Origin of the sequence: Paraburkholderia sp. BR14374 (assembly GCF_040948685.1) — a bacterium.
Classification (GTDB): Bacteria; Pseudomonadota; Gammaproteobacteria; order Burkholderiales; family Burkholderiaceae; genus Paraburkholderia; species Paraburkholderia youngii.
Genome location: NZ_JBFPKF010000014.1, coordinates 109574 through 127690, shown reverse-complemented (window position 1 = coordinate 127690; position 18117 = coordinate 109574). Strand labels below are relative to the sequence as shown.

Here is an 18117-nt window from a genome sequence, read left to right as displayed (position 1 = left end):
ATGGTAGTGGAAGAGCGCATTTACAGCATCCGAAGCGGCGCAATGCTGCGCTACCTAGATCTTGTGCGCAACGAGGGGATTGCAATCCAGCAGCGGATACTGGGCCGACTGATCGGATACTTCACGACAGAAATCGGCACGCTGAGCCAGGTTACACACATGTGGGCCTATGCGAGCCTCGAGGACAGAACCCGCCGACGCAGCGAGTTGGCCGAAGACCCTCAGTGGCAGGCGTTTGTGCCGCGACTCGCGCAATACATCGAGCGTGCGGAGAACCGCATTCTGGTGCCGACCGATTTTTCCCCGCGGCCCGGATTCGCACATCATGCGACGACACTCGAGGAGACGCAGTCATGACCGAGCGCCTGGTAATCGAACATCTCTACAAGATTTTCAGCGACAGGCCCGAACCTGCACTCGCCATGTTGCGCGCCGGAAAATGTCGCGCCGATGTGCTGGAGAAGCTGCGGCACGTCGTCGGTCTCGATGACGTCTCGCTAAGCGTTCCTTCCGGAGCGATCTACATGATCATGGGTCTGTCGGGTTCAGGAAAGTCGACGCTTGCCCGTTGCATCAATCGGCTTCACGAACCGAGCGCGGGCAGGATCCTGCTCGATGGCGAGGATCTCTGCGCGCTGGGAGACAAGGAGTTGCGTGAAGTACGGCGAAACCGGATTTCGATGGTTTTTCAGCATTTCGCGTTGCTTCCGAACAGGCGCGTGATTGAGAACGTCGAGTTTGGTCTCAAGCTTCGGCGGATGCCAGCGGCACAACGTCGAAGACGTGCTGAGGAGGTACTCGCTGTGGTGGGGCTGTCGAAGTGGGCGTACCACATGCCGCATGAGCTAAGTGGCGGTATGCGCCAGCGTGTGGGTCTTGCCCGCGCGCTCGCGACGGAAGCCGACATCCTGATCATGGATGAAGCGTTCAGCGCGCTCGATCCACTGATTCGCACCGAAATGCAGGAGGAACTGCTTCGCCTGCAGCGCACCCTCAACAAAACGATTCTCTTTATTACGCACGACTTCCAGGAGGCGCTCAAGCTCGGTACACGCATCGCCATCATGTCAGAGGGACGCGTGGTGCGTGAAGGTTCACCGCAGTCGATCGTACTGGATCCGGGAAGTGATTACGTCGCCGCATTTACGCGTGAGGTGGACCGTGCGCGACTGTTCGACGCGCGCTCCGTCATGACGGTGCTATCACCCGTGTGGCGAGATGCGGGCCGGATCCTCATGGCAGCGAGCCCGCTTGGGCAAGGGCCAGGGTTCGTGCTCGACGCCGAAGAGCGCGTGCTTGGGGTCCTGACAGGCTCCGAAATGGCGCAGGCGCGTGACGGTCGAGCCATCCCTGAACCAGACAGGCGGTTTGCATGTGTTTCCGCATCGACGCGCTTGGTGGACGTGGCACACCAGTGCGGTCAGGGGAGTCCGGTCGGGGTAACCGACACAGACGGCAAACTCATCGGACTTCTGGACGCGAGCCAAGTTCTCGCAAGAATTGGCGCCGGCAGTGGCGCAGAGGTACATCATGCTTAGTGCTGACCAGCTTGCAATTTTCCCGGTGGATCAGTGGATTCAGGAATGCGTCCACTGGATGGCCACTCACTTGCGGCCTTTGTTTCTGACGATTCGATGGCCAGTCGAGCAATTGCTGAACTTCAATGACAGCATTCTCCATGCCGTGCCTTTTCCTGTGCTCGTAGCGCTCACCTTTGCCGTGTTCTGGCGTTTGGCGGGTTTGCGCGTGGCGTTATTTGGTTGTGTGGTCCTTGTTGTCATCGCCATGCTCGGTGTGTGGACCGAGGCGATGACAACACTGTCCCTTATCGCGACGGCCATTCTTTTCTGCGCGTTACTTGGCATTCCGATCGGAATTTTATGTGCGCGCAGTCCACGCGTGTGGATGGTGGTGCAGCCTGTACTGGACATCATGCAAACCACGCCAACCTTTGTTTATCTCGTGCCAGTCGTGATGCTCTTTGGTGTCGGCACTGTGCCGGGAGAAGTTGCCGTCGTGACAGCGGCCATGCCGCCACTGATCCGTTTCACACATCTTGGAATCAAGATGGTTGAAACCGAAATCGTCGAGGCGGGTAAGGCCTTTGGTGCGGACAAGTGGCAGCTCCTATGGGAAGTGCAATTGCCGCTCGCGATGCCGACGATTCTAGGGGGACTCAACCAGACCGTACTGACGGCCATGGTGATGTCGGTCGTTGTATCGATGATCGGCGCGGACGGATTGGGACTCGTGGTGTTGCAAGGTCTGGGGCGGCTGGACGTAGGACGTGCAGCGGTAGGAGGGATCGCAATCGTCCTGCTCGCGATGATGCTCGATCGCTTTTCGCAGAAGATCGCCAAAAAACAACCTGACAAGCAGCGTCATTTTCGCACTGTCATCAAGCGCTTTTTCCGAGGTGGTCACGAGGAGGCACATACGCCCGGCGATGCGAGTGAAGCGCTGTAAGGGCGTGCATCAGTGCAGCAACGGGTTTCCCGGGAGCATGTTGTGTCATTCGACGAATGAACATTTGAACGATGGAGGAGTATCAATGAACGCATTGGTAAAAGTGATCGCTGCGGTTGCGACCGGTTTTTTGTTCGCAGGTACGGTGGACGCGCAGACACTTCCGGGAAGTGGAAAGACCATACGCTACGCGCAAGATGACAGTCTTGGCGGGAACTACGTAGTCGCTCAGATAACGTCGCAGGCCCTCAAGAAACTCGGCTACGACGTCCGGCTGAGCACCATGGATACGACGTTGTTTTTTCAAGCGGTCGCGCAAGGTGACATGGACCTGGCAACAGACGTGACGTTGCCTCAGCGCGAGCCGGGGTTTCGCGCGATCGCGCAGCAGGCGGCGGTGGTCGGTGACGGCATGATCATCGGTGGAGGAATCAACGGCTATCTCGTCGACAGGAAAACTGCGCTTGCTCACAACATTACGAATCTGGAGCAGATGAAGGATCCGAAAATCGCTGGGCTGTTCGGCCGCGATGGCAAGGCGGAAATGATCAGTTGCGATCCTGCCTGGAGTTGCGGCGTCGTCGTGGACTATCAGCTCGACAAATTCGGCTTGAAGCAGACAGTCAGTCCCGTGCGAGGCAAGTACGAAGCCCTCATGGCAGACGTCATTACGAAGGTGCAAAACGGGAAGCCTGCGTTTTACTACGCATGGAGTCCATCGTGGATGACCAATGCTTTGAAACCCGGCACCGATGTCGTATGGTTGCCCACTCCACAGGACGCGCTTCCGCCCAATATCCCGAACCGCGGTACGGCATTGGTCAATGGAGTGGTCGGCTGCGCTGGCGGAGCCAATCCGTGCCGAATGGCCATGGGCTCGTGGAACTATGACACGGTGGCAAACAAGGCATTTCTGGCGGCGAATCCCGCGGTCAAAGCCCTGATCGAGCAAATCCGGTTTCCACTCGCGACGTGGTCTGAATGGGAAGGCGTGATCAGTAAGGATGGCGGGTCCGTGAGCGTTGTGAAGAAGCTTTCGGATGCGTGGATCGCGAGCAACCAGTCTCAATTCGATCAATGGGTCGCCACAGCAAGCAAGGCTCATTGATTTTACGCATCTCCTCATCAACGATTCGAGAGGTTTGGCGCAGATTTCGATAACGGGGGCAGGGCATTAGAAGTCGTGAGACTGCCACGCCCCATATTCGAACAGGAGATTCGCATGATTCAGGAATTATTTGAAACCGGTATGAAGATCCGGCGAGAGGTGCTGGGTGACGCGTATGTCGACTCGGCCATTGCGAATGCGGATGACTTCAACATGTCGATGCAGACACTCGTCACCCAGTATTGCTGGGGGGCAGTGTGGAGTAGGCCAGGGCTGGATAGGCGGACACGCAGCCTGCTCAATCTGGCAATGTTGACAGCCCTTAACCGTCCGCATGAGCTGAGGCTTCATATTCGGGGGGCTCTCAACAACGGGGTAACAAAGGAAGAGATCCGTGAAGTCTTTCTACAAACGGGAATCTACGCGGGGATCCCCGCGGCGATCGACAGCTTTCGGGTTGCGCGAGAAGTATTCAAAGACGACTTTGAGAATTCTCAGGTTTCTTGATACGTTTTCCGACGCCTCGAAGATCAATTGCAGATTGGAGCTGTCGAATCTATCGAAAGTAAGCAATGCCCGCCCACCACGAGCAGATCGACGGGAAGCCCGCTTCTTCATGTGTGTGTTCTCGGCAATCATCCTCTGATGCTCCTCGAACTGATCCCACGTGATGTACCCTGGGTGATGGTCGCGCAACAGGACGCTCCAGTCTGGGCGGCGATAATCATTTTGGCCGGTCGTGTATAGCGGCGAAGGTTTTGTCCGGTAGGGAGGAGGATTCCCAGTCGCGATACCCGGCCTGCCTCGTGGCGGCCACCGACTTTCGGCCAATTTGCACTGTATTTTCGTCAACACGCGGAAAACTAACCTCGTTGCTCATGATCGTGGTCGATGATTCCGACCAGTCGTAACGTGAGTGACGAGGACATATGAAGACCAAAGCAGCAATCGCATGGAAAGCCGGCGCCCCATTGACGATCGAGGAAGTCGATCTCGAAGGTCCGCGCGCCGGTGAAGTCCTGATCGAAGTGAAGGCGACGGGCATCTGCCACGGATTACTACACGCTCTCGGGCGCCGATCCCGAAGGCATCTTTCCGGCGATTCTCGGCCACGAAGGCGCCGGCGTGATCGTCGATGTCGGGCCGGGAGTCGGCACGCTGAAGAAGGGCGATCACGTCATTCCGCTCTACACGCCCGAGTGCCGCCAGTGCAAGTTCTGCCTGTCGCGCAAGACCAACCTGTGCCAGGCGATCCGCTCGACGCAGGGCAAGGGCCTGATGCCCGATGCGACTTCGCGCTTCTCGCTCGACGGCAAGCCGCTGTTTCACTACATGGGGACGTCGACGTTTTCGAACTACATCGTCGTGCCGGAGATCGCCGTCGCAAAAGTGCGTGAAGACGCGCCGTTCGACAAGATCTGCTACATCGGCTGCGGCGTGACGACCGGCGTTGGCGCGGTTGTGTATTCGGCGAAGGTCGAGGCAGGTGCGAACGTGGTCGTGTTCGGGCTCGGCGGCATCGGCCTGAACGTCATTCAGGGCGCGAAGATGGTTGGCGCGGACAAGATCATCGGTGTCGACATCAATCCGGGCCGCGTCGAGCTCGCGCAGAAGTTCGGCATGACGCATTTCACCAACCCGAACGAAGTCGAGAACGTCGTCGATCACATTGTGCAGTTGACCGATGGAGGCGCCGACTACTCGTTTGAATGCATCGGTAACGTCAAGCTGATGCGCCAGGCGCTCGAATGCACGCACAAGGGCTGGGGCCAGTCGTTCATCATCGGCGTCGCGGCGGCGGGCGAGGAGATCAGCACGCGGCCGTTCCAGCTGGTGACGGGCCGCGAGTGGAAGGGCTCGGCGTTCGGCGGCGTGCGCGGACGCACCGACGTGCCGAAGATCGTCGAGTGGTACATGGAAGGCAAGATCAATATCGACGACCTGATCACACACCATCTGCCGCTCGAGCGCATCAACGAGGGCTTCGACCTGATGAAGAAGGGCGAGTCGATCCGCTCGGTCGTGCTGTACTAAGAGATGGAGCGTCGCGATGCTTGAACTACTATCGTCGCACGCCTGTCATGGCGGCGAGCAGCGCTTTTACCGGCACGAGTCGCGCACCATCGGTCTGCTGATGCGCTTCTCGGTCTATCTGCCGCCGCAGGCGTTGCATGAGAACGCGGGACGTGTGCCGGCGTTGTTCTATCTGGCCGGACTGACCTGCACGGAAGAAACGTTTCCGATCAAGGCCGGCGCGCAGCGTTTCGCGGCCCAGCAAGGCATCGTGCTGATCGCGCCGGACACGAGTCCGCGCGGCGCGGGCGTGCTAGGCGAGAGCGATGCGTGGGACTTCGGCGTTGGCGCGGGCTTTTGCGTCGACGCGACCGAGAAGCCGTGGGCGCGGCACTACCGCATGTACTCGTACGTGAGGGACGAACTGCGCGAGACGGTCGTGAGCGAATTACCGGTCGATGGCGCGCGCCTCGGATCGACCGTATAACGCTTCGCGTCAAATGCCATGAGGTACGGCTTGACGCCGTACACGTCCTACGATGGGTTCCATTGCAGCGCATGTGAGCACTGAACCGCTGCAAACCGCCCTTGGACCTTGAAACAGAAGCGGCGCGAGTTGCCATCGCCCTCCGCTGTACAAAGCTTATGAACCGACAGAAAAGGCCGCAACGTCCTTGAGCAACTCGACCTCAGATTTCGTGAGCGCATCATGGATGCAGCAACACGACGAATGGCCAAAAAAGCCCGACAAGCAGGCACAAAACGACGAAGTATCGGCATCCATCCGCGGCTGCAACGGCTATTCTTCAGACACTGCGACCAGCGCGTCTCCGCTCGGCGCCGCGGTCGTTAGTGGCTCATCCGCCCCTACGCGGAGAGGGGAAATGTATGTCACGACCCAAATTACGTCCGGCTGCGCGTCACGCACCACATCGTTGGCAGCCTAGCAGACGCATCTGGATAGCCTTAGGCATCTCGCTTGCTGGACCGTCTTTCACCTCCGCTGTGCTTGCCGCAGGCGTTCTTCCGCAAGGCGGTCAGTACGTCGCCGGGGCCGGCACTATCTCAGGTCAGGGTAACGCGCTGCTGGTCACGCAGCCAGGTTCGACGCGCGGCGTGATCGACTGGAACAGCTTCTCTATCGGTGCCCAGAACCGCGTGACGTTCGATAACGGCTCAGGCGCGACCTTGAATAGGGTCACGGGCGGCTCGCCGTCGGCCATCCTCGGCAGGCTCAGTGCAACGGGCAGCCTCTATGTGATCAATACGCAAGGCGTGGTCGTAGGCCCGTCGGGTGTCGTGACGACGGGCGGCCGTTTCGTCGCGTCCACGCTCGATGCCGACAACTGTGCGTTCATGGATGGCGGCGCACTCACGCTGTGGGGCAACTCGAATGCGAGCGTGATCAACCTCGGCAAAATCAGTTCGAGTGGCGCCGATGTCTTCCTGATCGCGCGAGGCGCGGTCGTCAACGGAGGGACGATCAAGGCGCCTGACGGTACGGCCGAGCTGGCCGCAGGCGAACAGGTGCTGCTGCAGGACTCGACCAGCAGCAAGCAGGTGTTCGTGCAGACAGGCAGTGAAGGTACGGTCGTCAACAGCGGACGCATCAGAGCCGCGCAGATCAGCCTGCAGGCCGCCGATGGCAACGTGTTTGCGCTCGCCGGCGGTGGTGCGCGCATCCGGGCCACGGGCACGGCGAACCGCGACGGCCATGTCTGGCTCGTCGCTGACGGCGGCCGGGTCGAGCAGGCGGGCGTCGTCACGGCCACGAACGCAGACGGCAGCGGCGGGACGGTCGACACCGACGCCGCGCAACTGGCGTTCGACGCAAAGGCCGCCGTCCGTGCCGGTGAATGGAATCTGTCGACGCCCGCCTTCACGATCGATCAATCCGCTGCACGCGCGCTGCGCCGAAGCCTGAATGCTGGCACCTCCGTCGATGTCGCCACGACCGGCGCGATGGGCGCAACGGGCGACATCGACGTCGCATCGAACCTGAGCTGGCGCGGTCCCGCTTCGCTGACGCTCGCCGCGTACCGCAACGTGTCGGTTGACAGCGGCGCGACGATCGCGAACAACGGCGCGGGCAATCTGAACTTGCGCGCCGACGCGAGCGGAATCGACAATGGCGGCAGCGTCACAAACAATGGCACGCTCGACTGGTCGAAGAGCGCGGGCGCGCTGAGCGCTTTCTACGACATGAACGGCAGCTACATCGCCGGCACGCAGCTGAGCAACCCGGCGTGGACACCTCCCCCATTCAGCGGGCTGGTCACGCAAATCACCGCATACAAGCTGGTGAACTCGCTGACCGATCTGACGAACGTCGCCAACGATCTCACCGGTAACTACGCGCTCGGCAGGAACATCGATGCGAGCGCGACGAGCAGCACGCCATTCGTTGCGATCGGCACCGTCTTCACACCCTTCATGGGGCAGTTCGACGGACAAGGCAATACGATCGGTTCGCTAACGGTCGCGCAGGTGGTGGCTTCCGAGTTCTCACGCTTGATGGGTATGTTCGGTGTAATCGGCCCCCCGGGCGTCGTGCGCAACCTCGACATTTCGGGCACGGCGAGCACGACTCCCCTCCAGATGGCCGTCGTCTATATGGGCTTGCTGGCCGGCATCAACAACGGCACGGTCGTTCGGGTCAACACGTCCGGCACGGTTCGTACCGTCGCATTCAGCAATGCGGTCGACTTTTCGATCGCCGGTGGGCTCGTAGGCACCAACGCCGGCTCGATCCTGCGTTCTTCGAGCAGCGCCGCCGTGTCAACGGGGGGTGGGCTCGGTGGTCTGGTGGGCACCAATAGCGGCCTGATCAGCCAGTCCTTCGCCACGGGGCCTGTCGATTCGTCGGGTTATATCGCTGAGGGCGGTGGCGGCCTGGTCGGCGGTAACAGCGGCACGATCAGCCAGTCTTATGCAACCGGCTCGACATCGTTACCTTTCTTTTGCCGAGGCGCTGCCGGTACGCCATGCGGCGGCGCGGCACTCGTCGTCATTAACTCAGGAACGATCACCCAGTCATTCGCAACCGGCTCTGTGACAAACCCGACCGGCTATGGGCCGATTGGCATCGCGCGATCCAATACAGGCACGATCGGCAACGATGTGTACTGGAACTCCGACACCACGAACGCCACAGTCGGCGTCTTGTACGGCACGCCGATTCCCGCGGCGAACGGGCTGACGACCGCTCAGATGAGCACGCCGGCCTCGTTCGTCGGATATGACTTCAGTCCGACGGGGGTGTGGTCGATGCCTGCCGGCGCGACGCATCCGGTACTGCGCTGGCAACTGGCGCAATGACACACGCGGAGTCAGTGAATAGCGCGGTTAGCGAGCTATCGGCGCGGGATGACTTTGCCCACGAATTTGCGTCAAGGCACGCGTCCGCAAAGGTCGTGAACACGCCAACGATTTCGCCTCACGAATGTCCACTGTACTCGGAGAAGAGCCGCGCAGGTCGCAACCGGGCGACTGGCCGAATCGGGTCGACAGTACGCATTCGTTGAACTCGGTAGCGGCCGTTCGTAGCCCCGTCTCGGCGAACGGCCGGTGAGCGCCCGTAAGCACGCATGTCGGCGTCGACACACGAGCGTCAGCATTGGCCGAGAACACGCCAACGAGGTCAGCCGCTGACCTTGTCGCTTTGAGGCCCGAAAAAGCCCTACAGAGCGACGCAGAGCCGCAACGGATATGCAATTCGTGTCGCCTCGGCATGGTTGTCATTAACTCGGGCCGTCCGCCGTTGCGCCGTATCGCGGGCGTGACTGGTTAAAAAAAAGGGACGGCTCATCGATTTTTTAAGCATGCGCATGTCAAGGCGACACGAATTGCATGTCCTTGGCGGTTTCGCATCGTTCCTCTGGTCGGTTTCGGGGCTCAAAACGACAAGAATTGGTTGGAAAACAGCGACATAAATTGCTGAACTCCACATCAGTTGTGGAAGAAACCATAAAACTTCCGTTTCGAAGCGATATGGTGTTTTCTGTGCCGCAGGATGTAACACATAATAGACGCCAAAACCCTCCAGAGCACAGTGCTCCACGCAGTGAAGGAGAGGGTTGAGCGACGCCAGTTCAAGTCGCACGGTTTTCGCGCGGCGTCAGTTTCTGGTCGTCGCGCCGACTGAACGCCGTTGCGATGGTTCTGTTGCATTGGTCAGTGAGGCTGCCCGACTCATCCGTCCGGCGCAGCGTCGTTCCTGCGTCTGCGACCGCTGCCGCAGATGCCCGCAAGTGCTCCGAGCTGTGCCTGCCGGATGCACGAGCGGTCCGCAGGTTTATCCGCGCCCAGACCATGCTGTTTCGCGTACGTGATCAGTCGGTCGACGCTTGGGTACTGTCCCGTTGAGATCATGCGGGCCGCCTCGATCCGGATCGCCTTATCAAGCCGGTCTTTCTGCTGCTCGCGGGCGGCCCTGACAGCTTCCCGACGTCTTTCCCGCACTGCTTCCGCTATATGGCAACACAGATCCGGAAATCGGGCATACGCCTCGTTGGGCGACAGGGCGCAGGGTAGTACGTGAAAGGATTGGGGGCAGGGGAAGGGGACAACTGCCGCTGAAGACGTCCCTTCCCGGCAGAAGATCACGAACTGAAATCTGCAGGATGCTCACTGCGCAGTTGTCGGTCATTGCGGACGTTGGAGTGCCGGCCACTATGAGGGAGCTGGGAGGCACTTTGCCGCCGTTCGCTCCGTCGTAGCCTCGAATGTCAGGTAGGAGTGCCGATCGACGGCTCCGCCAAGCTAACCACGAAGATCGTCAAAAACGCCGCTGAACGGCTAGGCTGCGCCCCCAACATGGCATGTCCGGCACGCATGTCGACGAACCCAACGCAGATCTGCTTACCCCCTGCGGAACTGCCGTGCACTCCAGCGTACTCGCATGGGGATGATCTGAGCTATTCATAACACTTCAGGTTTTATCAAGGACTTTAAGGTGCGCGATCCATAAGCTGCAAGGGTTCGATGACCGCTCTGACGCGGCATCACTCGCGCGGACGCGCGACCATCAAATTTTTAACGGCGGACAAAAGGTTCGCCAAACAAGGAGATCGACCCGATGAAACTGTATTCGAAGCTCAAACCGGCCGCAGCACTCGCTACCATCGTTCTGTTGACGGGCTACGCTGGCAGCGTGTTCGCCGACGACGCGGCGGTCTCCTACTTGCCGCCCGTTCAGGCGCATCCCACCGTGCCGAAGGATCCGGTCAAGGCGCAGCGTAAGACAGAGCAGAAGGCCGAGCGTGCTGCCGACCGTCATTTCGCCACCAACGTTCGTAAAGCAATCATCAAGGCAGGCGGGGTGGACGCTTCGCATATGTCGGTCGTCGCCAAGTCGGGCGCCATCACGCTGGAAGGCTCCGTGCCCGAAGCGGCGCAGATCGATCTCGCGCAGCAACACGCGCAGCAAGTCGCGGGCGTCACCGGCGTGACGAACCGGCTGAGCCTGGCAACTGCGGGACATTAAGCCGCCATCTGCATAGCGTGTGACGCGAAGCACGAGGTGTACGGCTACTCGGCTTTCCGGCACGCGCACACACCGCCCGAGACCGTCATTTCATTGCGATTTCTGCAACGTGGGGTTGCGTGGCGTCTGGCTTCCGGAGGGCAGGCGCCTCTTCTAGCCTTCCGATCTGACAAGTGTTGCCCTTCATCCGCGCCAGTGCTCGGCGGCCGCGAATACGGGGTGACCGGACCCGCCTCGCCAAACCATGAGGCCTTCCGACGCCGATCCGCAACCAGATCGAAGGCGCCGGCCGGTTGCTGGAAGTGCTGGCCGACTTCAACACGCCGCAGCGGCCGGTTTCCGTGGTGTCTCCGCCCACTCGCCATATGCCGCCCAAACTGAAGGTGTTCATCGAATGGCTCTCGGCGCTCTACGCGGGCATTCCGGCGTTGCAGGGGCAGCGTCTTTCATGAGCGGGTGCGCGCTCAAGCGTGCAGTGGCGTGCTGCTTGCGCTGGTGTGGCTCGCGGCGGCGCCTGATGCGGGCGCGCTGCCGAGTTTGCACCTGCGGCTAACGCTTCTTAGCAAACTTTAACTGAACGGTCCGGCCCCATCGCCTGGACAATAGCGGTTATCGGGACTCGGCATCGTTTCAGACTCAGCAGGCGCGCTCGGCACTGTGTGTGGCGCGAGCGGGAGTCCCTGCCAACCGCTCAACCGCTCAACTCTCCTACGTCGGGTTTTATGGACCACGTTCAACCTGCAAGTACCGTCGATTCCGCGTCACCGCGTCTCGCGACGCCGTGGTCGTCCCACCCGGTCCTGGACCCCGACACGCAGCAGTTTCTCGATCTGGTCTCCGAAGCCGGCATGCATCCGGATTCGCTGCTCGCCCAAGAGCCATCGTTCCCCGGCCGCGCCGACCGTGACGACAGTTGCGCAGACGAATATGCCGTCACCACCGAAGCGCTGACCTTCAAGACCGGACCGACGGGCGCCATTGACGTGCACATCGTGCGACCGGCCGGCGCGCCGGGCTTACTGCCGGTCGTGCTCTACTATCCGGGCGGCGGCTGGCGCATGGCGAGCTTCGCAACCCACCGCAGGCTCGTCTCACGCCTTTCGGCTGAAGCAGAGGTGGCGGTTGTCTTCGTTCGTTGTTCGCCCGCGCCTCAGGCGCTGTTCCCGACACAGAACGAAGAGGCATACGCCGCGCTGCAATACGTCGTTGCACATGCCGAAGTGCTGCAGCTCGATGGTCGCGCGATCGCGGTGGCCGGCGATGGTGCAGGCGGAAACATCGCTGCAGTCGTGGCGCGATGGGCGAGAGACCGGCATGGCCCGAGTCTGCGCCTGCAAGTGCTGTTTTGCCCCATCCTGTCGGCAGACGCCACCACGCAGTCATATCGTCAGTTTGCGACGGGGCCCGGTATGACGGCCAGGGCGCTGGAGCGCTTCATCGAGTCACAGTTTCCTGAGAGAGCGCGGTCACTCGCGGCGGCGATGCCGATAAAGTCGAAACCCGCCGAACTCGAAGACCTGCCCGCCGCACTCGTCATCACGGCAGAGAACGACATTACGCGAGACGACGCCGAAGAATATGCCCGCAAGCTCATGCGCGCAGGCGTCAGAGTGAACGCCGCTCGTTATATCGGCACGATTCATGACTTCATGGTTTTCGACGGGTTGGCTGACACCTGCCCGACAGACGCTGCGTTCAGACACGCCAGCAGCGTTATAAAGCGCGCACTCCGTCGGTAGCCGACAAAACTTCAACACTCACCGCTGGGGAAGACACGCGTGTCTATTTCCCTTGCTGGAGGCGACCTTATGAAAATCGGCCGGATCGAACTCGACATGAACGCGCGATGTTTGCGGCGCGATGGCCAGGACCTGCGACTGGGCTCGCGCGCCTTCGACTTGCTGGCGACGCTCGCCTCGGCAAACGGTCGAGTGGTGTCGAGGTCCGAGCTGATGCAGACGGTCTGGCCCGGCACCGTCGTCGAAGACTGTAATATCGACGTCAACATCTCTGCGCTGCGCAAGGCGCTGGGCGATGACCGGGACCTCATAGTCACGGTCGCGCGCCGTGGCTACCGGTTGGCCCCGTCTCGGGACGTACAGCCGAAACTCCGTACTGCCGCCAGTCCGCGGCCCCTCCCGCGCCGTGTCGGGAATCTCGTCGGGAGAGACGTGGCGGTGGCCAAGACAGCCGAGGCATTGGTCGACTCCCAGGTGCTTACCTTGACGGGAGCAGGTGGTGTCGGAAAATCGAGTCTTGCACTTGAACTCGCCTATCGGATAGCGCCGTCATGCCCGGCGACGGTGGCCTTTGTCGATCTTTCATCCGCAGCCACGATCGACGAGGTGCTGAGTGCGATCGCGTACGGTTGCGGTATCGACATGCCGGAGGACGTCGTCTGTTCCGAGCGTCTGGGCGCAGCGCTGTCGAATGCGCCGTGGTTGTTGATACTCGATGGTGCGGAGCACGTCATCTCAGTGGTTGCACAAATCGTGGAAGCATTGTTGGCGGCAAGCCTGAATATCCAGTTGCTGGTGACGAGCCGGGAGCCGCTGAAGATTCGCAACGAGACGGTTTTCCGGGTGAACCCGCTTGGCGTTCCTAAACTTACGGACCGTTGCGACGAGATGTTGGACAGCCCGGCTGTCCAGCTCTTTGTCCACCGTGCGCAGCAGATGCATCCGAGGTTTGTCCCTAGCATCGGCGAGATAGCGAGCATCGCAAACATTTGTCAGCGCCTGGATGGTATTCCACTCGCAATCGAGTTGGCCGCCGGCAGGGCGGAATTGTTGGGCGTCGAAGGCGTGCAGCGCCTGCTGAGCGATGGACTGTCGTTCCTATCCGGGGGATACCGCACTGCGACGGCGCGGCATCGCTGTCTACGGGCGGCCTTCGATGTCAGCTTCGACCTGTTGAGCGACTCGGCCCAGTCCCTGCTCGTTCAACTTTGCCGGTTCGTCGGACCATTTAGCTTCGATTCGCTGCGTGGAGTCGTCAACGATATGGCAGTGACGACAGGCAGCTTGATTGAAAACATCGATGAGCTTGTCTCGAAGTCGCTTGTCAATGTCTGTATCGACGGGCCAGAGGCGATGTACAGCCTGTTCGAATGCACCCGGACGTACGTCGCAGAGAAATTCCAGTGCGCGTCGAATGAGCACGCCGCCAGCAGGGCAGTTCAAAAGCCTCTCGAAGGCGATGTAAGCTTTCCCGGCGAGTTGTTAGCCTTGAGCGCCTGAACAACGAGCCCGTTCGTCCATCGGGCCAGCCGGAGTCGAAGCCCGAGCGACGTAGACACATGGCGCGGTCCCGGCAACGCTCCTGACGCCGCCGGGATCGGCGATAGGTGGCAAGTCCTACCACCCGTACTTGAGTTCGACGCCCGCGTAATCGGCATTGCGGCCGCCCGCCTTACGAATCGAGTCTCCCACCTGGAAGTGCACGGCTTCGACCGAACCTACCAGGTTCGCCGCAATCGTCCAGTCCGCGCGCAATTGCACGTACATACCTGTCCACAGGCTGCCTTTTCCCGCCGTGCCCGGCACAGGCTGATTCGGCTGCTGGTATACGGCGTCGCCGGTCGTCTCGCGCCACTGGAAGCCCAACGCGCCAAGCAGCGTGAGACTGGCCGAAGGCTTGAGCGTAATCGACGGTTTGATATGGATCAGGTTCGCGTAGCCGGTATAGCCCGCCAGCGTGAAGTAATAGCCGTTCGGAAACAGCGGATTGAAGGTCTCGAGCCGACCATCATGCGGGTGCCGGTCGCCGGACGCCGCGTCGATCTGCAGTGCGACGCGCGGCGTCCACGGCATGTCGAATTTGTAACCTGCGAGCGAGCCAACCGCCCACGCGAGAACCGTACTATTGCCGACCGTTCCCGTCTGCAGCATCGCCTCCGCATCCCAATCGACGCCGCCACGCGTGCCGAAATAGTGCAGGTCCCAGACGTCGCGGTGCTCAGAACCCTGAGCGTCGAGGTATCGCGCATTGGCGTTGTTATAGCGGGACCAGTACCCGGACATGTCACCCGGCCCGACGGATTGCCGCTCGAAACGCACGCCGCTGAAAGTGAGATTGCGGTTCGATACATCGTCGAACACGGTCGCGTTGCGGTACTGCACGGGCTGCGTTGCGTAGGCGATAAAGCGCCACTTCTGGTATTCGTAGTCTGCCCAGATGGCATCGAAGGCCTGTCGTACGTTCGGGCCATCGCGTACGGCAATGAAACGCTGCAAGTCGAATGCCATTTCCTGGCGGCCAACGCGAAACTTGAACGTACCGCCGCCGACCGCTCCAGTGTATGCCGCGAATGCCTGCTCGAGATCGAGCGGATTCTTGTCCACCGGCGTGACCACGTTTTTGCCAAATGCTCGCGCATCCTCAAGTTGGACGAAAAACTGCCAGTGCTCGGCGAGATGTGCGTCGGCATGCACTTCGATGCGCTGAAGCAGATAGGTATCCGACTGCGCAGAGCCGACACCGAACAGCGGGGCGTCATTGGTTTCGATACGCTCACGCAGGTTCGCACCAAGCGACAGATATGACGCGGGGTCGCCGCCGAGCGGAATGTACTTGAGGCTGTCGAGCGGCTTGCGCGGAACGCAGGGGTTCGAAAGCACCGACCAGTCCTCCTGCCAGCGGTTGAACATCACGGCAGGACGTTTGACGTTACACGCGTCGCTCGATGCGGCGTCGTTCACTGCCGTGCCTGCGGTCGCGCCAACCGGGTCAGCCGCGAGGCTCGCATCTGCAACCGGTTGCGCAGCCGTTCGCGCGAACCCCGCGTCGGCGCCCGCCAGCAGCAGCCCGGCGATGGCCGTCAAGCGCGCGGCCTGCGCGCATCGGCGCGCGCGCATCGTACTCGATACCATGGATTTCCTTGCCTTTGTCGGCTTATGTTTGTGTTGGCCCGTCCCACTCTGCGCAGGATGATTCACTGCACCACCTGGATTCATGAGTGCCCCGGTGCAATCGCGCGCTCATGTTCTCCCGTGGTCGCCGCGAGCCCGACGAGGGCACACGCCGGCGCAAGCAGCGCCCAGAAGCCCATGTAGACCACCCCTAGTGCCCCGGCCACCGCGCCGACTGCGAACGCGACGATGGCCGGCATCATCGAGCCGAAGCGCGTGCGCGCCGCGGTGCGCACGCTGTCGGGCGTGCCCGGCGACAGCATGTCGATCACATCCAGAACGGCTTGCGTGACATTGCCCGTCATGACGGTGTTGGGCACACCAGGGCGTTGGACCAGGCGCGGATGCGCATTCTGCACACCCATCGCGAACGCCCCCACGACGCCCGCCAGGATGACAGGCAGGCTATCTGGCTGGTTGATCGGCGTCGCCCATACGCCGGCGAGGCAAAACCCGAATATCAGCACGGCCTGCACCGCATAGAGCAGGCGTGCGCCCTGACGTGCCTGCCCCTGCGGGAGCCGACGCACGAGCAGGCTGCTGAGAACGACCCCGCCGATAAACGCGGGGAACACGATCAGCTTGAGCAGAACGCCCTGCCCGGAGCCGGCGATGCCGGCGCCTATCAATACGAAGTTGCCCGTCACGTGCGCGGTGAACAAACCGAACAGTGCAACGAAGCTCAGCGTGTCGACGAAGCCAGCGATCGCGGCAAGGATCGAGTCCTCGGACTTCATTGCGCCGCGACCGTGTGAATTTCGGCGATATAGCCGCCCGGGAACTGCACGAGCGCGGCATCACGGCCGGCCGAGGTGAACGGCGGCACCAGCACATTGACGCCAGCGGCCTTCGCCTTCTGAAGCGTATCGGCCAGATTCGATACTTCGTAGCCGGTCATTTCGCGCCCGAACGGGTAAGGCAGATGACCGTCCGTCACGAGCACGGTCATCTTGCCGAACGGCGATTCGATACGAATGCGGCGATAAGTGTCTGCAGGTCTGCCGATCTCGACACCCGGCGCCTTCAGATCATCGGACACCACCTTGCCGTGCGAGAACTTGACGAAATCGTGGACCAGCTTGTGCACGCTTTGCGGCGACACGTAGACCCGATTGTCGGGAATGGTTTGCAGGTTGTCGTAATGCGGAGCCTGGGTGTGCCAGTACAGCTGCATGTTGGCGCCACCCGGCCACGTGATGATCGCATCGCGGCCGATCGGGTCGGGGAACGTATCGACGATCACATCCGCACCGAGTGCGCGCGCCGACTTCACCGCCGCGTCCATGTCCGTCACGAGGTAGCCCGTGCGCTCCGCGCCGAACGGATACGGCATGGGCGTCTTGAAGCCGAACACGGAGATCGTGCCTGCCGGGGTAAAGACGAGCTGCGACATCGTCTGGCTCGGTGTCGGCGTGACCTGGAACACGCCCTGCTTCGACTTGCTGCCGCCAAACGTCGCCACGAAGCTGTCGGTGAAGCGGTCGAAGTCCTCTGGTGCCACGTACACGTGCGTCGTGTCGTACTGCGGACCAACGGCGACCGACGGCGATTCCATCGGCATCACCGGCGGCTTCGCTAAAGCAACGGGCGCGGCAACGAGACCGCCCGCGATCATCAGGGCAACTAAGGCAGTGCGAATGGCTTTCATAGCGGAATTTCCTTGATATTTCATCGTACTGATCAATCGGTCAGGCGCGGCTCTCGCCGGCCGGACGCTGCGTATCGTCGAGCAGGGTCGCGAGCACGAGCCCTGCGATCAGTCCCAGATGCTCGAAAAAACTGTTGAGCGCGATGAAGCGCTCGACGCCGGCATGGTTCCAGAAGTCGTTGGCAACCAGCATCGCAACGACGGTCAGCATGCCGAGGCCGCCTGCGCCGATCCACGTGAAGCGGCGCAATACCACGCACAGCGAGCCGACGATCTCGACCGCCACCGCGAGAGCGGCCCACAGGGCGGCCGGGTGCAGGCCGAAATGCGCCTGCTCTGCAATCGCGCCCTCGAAGTTCAGCGCTTTGCTGATACCGCCGATAAGGTAGGCGGACACGAGCGCAAGACGCACGAGCGGCCCAACCCAAGCCTGCGATAGCACCGCGCGAACCCATGCGGGGTTGCCGCGGCCGTTCCATATCGTCAT

14 protein-coding genes and 2 pseudogenes are annotated in these 18117 nt (G+C 61.2%); 12 read left to right on the top strand and 4 right to left on the bottom strand.

All coding sequences use genetic code 11. The features are described 5' to 3' along the window. The 12 genes and pseudogenes from AB3X86_RS27070 to AB3X86_RS27015 all read left to right on the top strand — a co-directional run bounded on the left by AB3X86_RS27070 (position 1) and on the right by AB3X86_RS27015 (position 14311). Complete coding sequence (locus AB3X86_RS27070; RefSeq protein WP_176124996.1) at positions 1 to 357, top strand: NIPSNAP family protein; 357 nt, start codon at positions 1 to 3, stop codon at positions 355 to 357. Then, positions 354 to 1538: a glycine betaine/L-proline ABC transporter ATP-binding protein gene (locus AB3X86_RS27065; protein ID WP_368598377.1), complete on the top strand. Its 1185-nt coding sequence runs from the start codon at positions 354 to 356 to the stop codon at positions 1536 to 1538. Before AB3X86_RS27070 ends, AB3X86_RS27065 begins: the two co-directional genes overlap by 4 nt. Next, positions 1531 to 2466 (top strand): ABC transporter permease, encoded by a 936-nt coding sequence (locus tag AB3X86_RS27060; protein WP_368598376.1) that lies wholly within the window; start codon positions 1531 to 1533, stop codon positions 2464 to 2466. The genes AB3X86_RS27065 and AB3X86_RS27060 overlap by 8 nt, the downstream gene beginning before the upstream one ends. Before the next feature lie 85 nt (positions 2467 to 2551). Then, complete coding sequence (gene proX / locus AB3X86_RS27055; RefSeq protein WP_368598375.1) at positions 2552 to 3574, top strand: glycine betaine/L-proline ABC transporter substrate-binding protein ProX; 1023 nt, start codon at positions 2552 to 2554, stop codon at positions 3572 to 3574. Positions 3575 to 3688: 114 nt separating this feature from the next. Continuing rightward, positions 3689 to 4081: a 4-carboxymuconolactone decarboxylase gene (gene pcaC, locus AB3X86_RS27050; RefSeq protein ID WP_008919376.1), complete on the top strand. Its 393-nt coding sequence runs from the start codon at positions 3689 to 3691 to the stop codon at positions 4079 to 4081. Between the two features lie 422 nt (positions 4082 to 4503). After that, positions 4504 to 5608, top strand: a pseudogene (locus AB3X86_RS27045) (S-(hydroxymethyl)glutathione dehydrogenase/class III alcohol dehydrogenase). Positions 5609 to 5624: 16 nt separating this feature from the next. Further along, positions 5625 to 6062, top strand: a pseudogene (locus AB3X86_RS27040) (alpha/beta hydrolase-fold protein); the annotation flags it as partial. A gap of 413 nt (positions 6063 to 6475) precedes the next feature. Then, positions 6476 to 8905, top strand: a complete 2430-nt coding sequence (locus AB3X86_RS27035) for a beta strand repeat-containing protein (RefSeq protein WP_368598374.1) — start codon at positions 6476 to 6478, stop codon at positions 8903 to 8905. A gap of 1759 nt (positions 8906 to 10664) precedes the next feature. Further along, a complete protein-coding gene (locus AB3X86_RS27030) occupies positions 10665 to 11072 on the top strand; it encodes a BON domain-containing protein (RefSeq protein ID WP_368598373.1) in 408 nt (135 codons plus the stop codon). A 293-nt stretch (positions 11073 to 11365) separates the two neighbouring features. Beyond that, positions 11366 to 11524 carry a hypothetical protein gene (locus AB3X86_RS27025; RefSeq protein WP_368598372.1) on the top strand — a complete coding sequence of 53 codons (159 nt, stop codon included), beginning with the start codon at positions 11366 to 11368 and terminating at the stop codon, positions 11522 to 11524. Between the two features lie 270 nt (positions 11525 to 11794). Then, on the top strand, positions 11795 to 12811 hold the full coding sequence (locus AB3X86_RS27020; protein ID WP_368598371.1) for an alpha/beta hydrolase: 1017 nt from the start codon (positions 11795 to 11797) through the stop codon (positions 12809 to 12811). A gap of 69 nt (positions 12812 to 12880) precedes the next feature. After that, entirely contained in the window at positions 12881 to 14311 is a 1431-nt protein-coding gene (locus tag AB3X86_RS27015) for a winged helix-turn-helix domain-containing protein (RefSeq protein ID WP_368598370.1), read from the top strand. Positions 14312 to 14428: 117 nt separating this feature from the next. On the opposite strand, the gene AB3X86_RS27010 is transcribed toward AB3X86_RS27015, so the two are convergent. From AB3X86_RS27010 to AB3X86_RS26995, 4 genes are all read right to left on the bottom strand, one after another. After that, positions 14429 to 15943 carry an alginate export family protein gene (locus tag AB3X86_RS27010; RefSeq protein WP_368598369.1) on the bottom strand — a complete coding sequence of 505 codons (1515 nt, stop codon included), beginning with the start codon at positions 15941 to 15943 and terminating at the stop codon, positions 14429 to 14431. Positions 15944 to 16023: 80 nt separating this feature from the next. Next, complete coding sequence (locus tag AB3X86_RS27005; protein ID WP_368598368.1) at positions 16024 to 16719, bottom strand: YoaK family protein; 696 nt, start codon at positions 16717 to 16719, stop codon at positions 16024 to 16026. Next, positions 16716 to 17630, bottom strand: a complete 915-nt coding sequence (locus AB3X86_RS27000) for a glyoxalase (protein ID WP_368598367.1) — start codon at positions 17628 to 17630, stop codon at positions 16716 to 16718. Before AB3X86_RS27000 ends, AB3X86_RS27005 begins: the two co-directional genes overlap by 4 nt. Before the next feature lie 40 nt (positions 17631 to 17670). Further along, on the bottom strand, positions 17671 to 18117 hold the full coding sequence (locus AB3X86_RS26995; RefSeq protein ID WP_368598366.1) for a DoxX family protein: 447 nt from the start codon (positions 18115 to 18117) through the stop codon (positions 17671 to 17673).

What these genes read in the sequence shown, in the direction of transcription:
- AB3X86_RS27070 (WP_176124996.1), top strand. Translation starts at nt 1, where the DNA reads ATGGTAGTGGAAGAGCGCATTTACAGCATCCGAAGCGGCGCAATGCTG.
- AB3X86_RS27065 (WP_368598377.1), top strand. Translation starts at nt 354, where the DNA reads ATGACCGAGCGCCTGGTAATCGAACATCTCTACAAGATTTTCAGCGAC.
- AB3X86_RS27060 (WP_368598376.1), top strand. Translation starts at nt 1,531, where the DNA reads ATGCTTAGTGCTGACCAGCTTGCAATTTTCCCGGTGGATCAGTGGATT.
- proX (WP_368598375.1), top strand. Translation starts at nt 2,552, where the DNA reads ATGAACGCATTGGTAAAAGTGATCGCTGCGGTTGCGACCGGTTTTTTG.
- pcaC (WP_008919376.1), top strand. Translation starts at nt 3,689, where the DNA reads ATGATTCAGGAATTATTTGAAACCGGTATGAAGATCCGGCGAGAGGTG.
- AB3X86_RS27035 (WP_368598374.1), top strand. Translation starts at nt 6,476, where the DNA reads ATGTCACGACCCAAATTACGTCCGGCTGCGCGTCACGCACCACATCGT.
- AB3X86_RS27030 (WP_368598373.1), top strand. Translation starts at nt 10,665, where the DNA reads ATGAAACTGTATTCGAAGCTCAAACCGGCCGCAGCACTCGCTACCATC.
- AB3X86_RS27020 (WP_368598371.1), top strand. Translation starts at nt 11,795, where the DNA reads ATGGACCACGTTCAACCTGCAAGTACCGTCGATTCCGCGTCACCGCGT.
- AB3X86_RS27015 (WP_368598370.1), top strand. Translation starts at nt 12,881, where the DNA reads ATGAAAATCGGCCGGATCGAACTCGACATGAACGCGCGATGTTTGCGG.
- AB3X86_RS27010 (WP_368598369.1), bottom strand. Translation starts at nt 15,943, where the DNA reads ATGGTATCGAGTACGATGCGCGCGCGCCGATGCGCGCAGGCCGCGCGC.
- AB3X86_RS27005 (WP_368598368.1), bottom strand. Translation starts at nt 16,719, where the DNA reads ATGAAGTCCGAGGACTCGATCCTTGCCGCGATCGCTGGCTTCGTCGAC.
- AB3X86_RS27000 (WP_368598367.1), bottom strand. Translation starts at nt 17,630, where the DNA reads ATGAAAGCCATTCGCACTGCCTTAGTTGCCCTGATGATCGCGGGCGGT.
- AB3X86_RS26995 (WP_368598366.1), bottom strand. Translation starts at nt 18,117, where the DNA reads ATGACGATATGGAACGGCCGCGGCAACCCCGCATGGGTTCGCGCGGTG.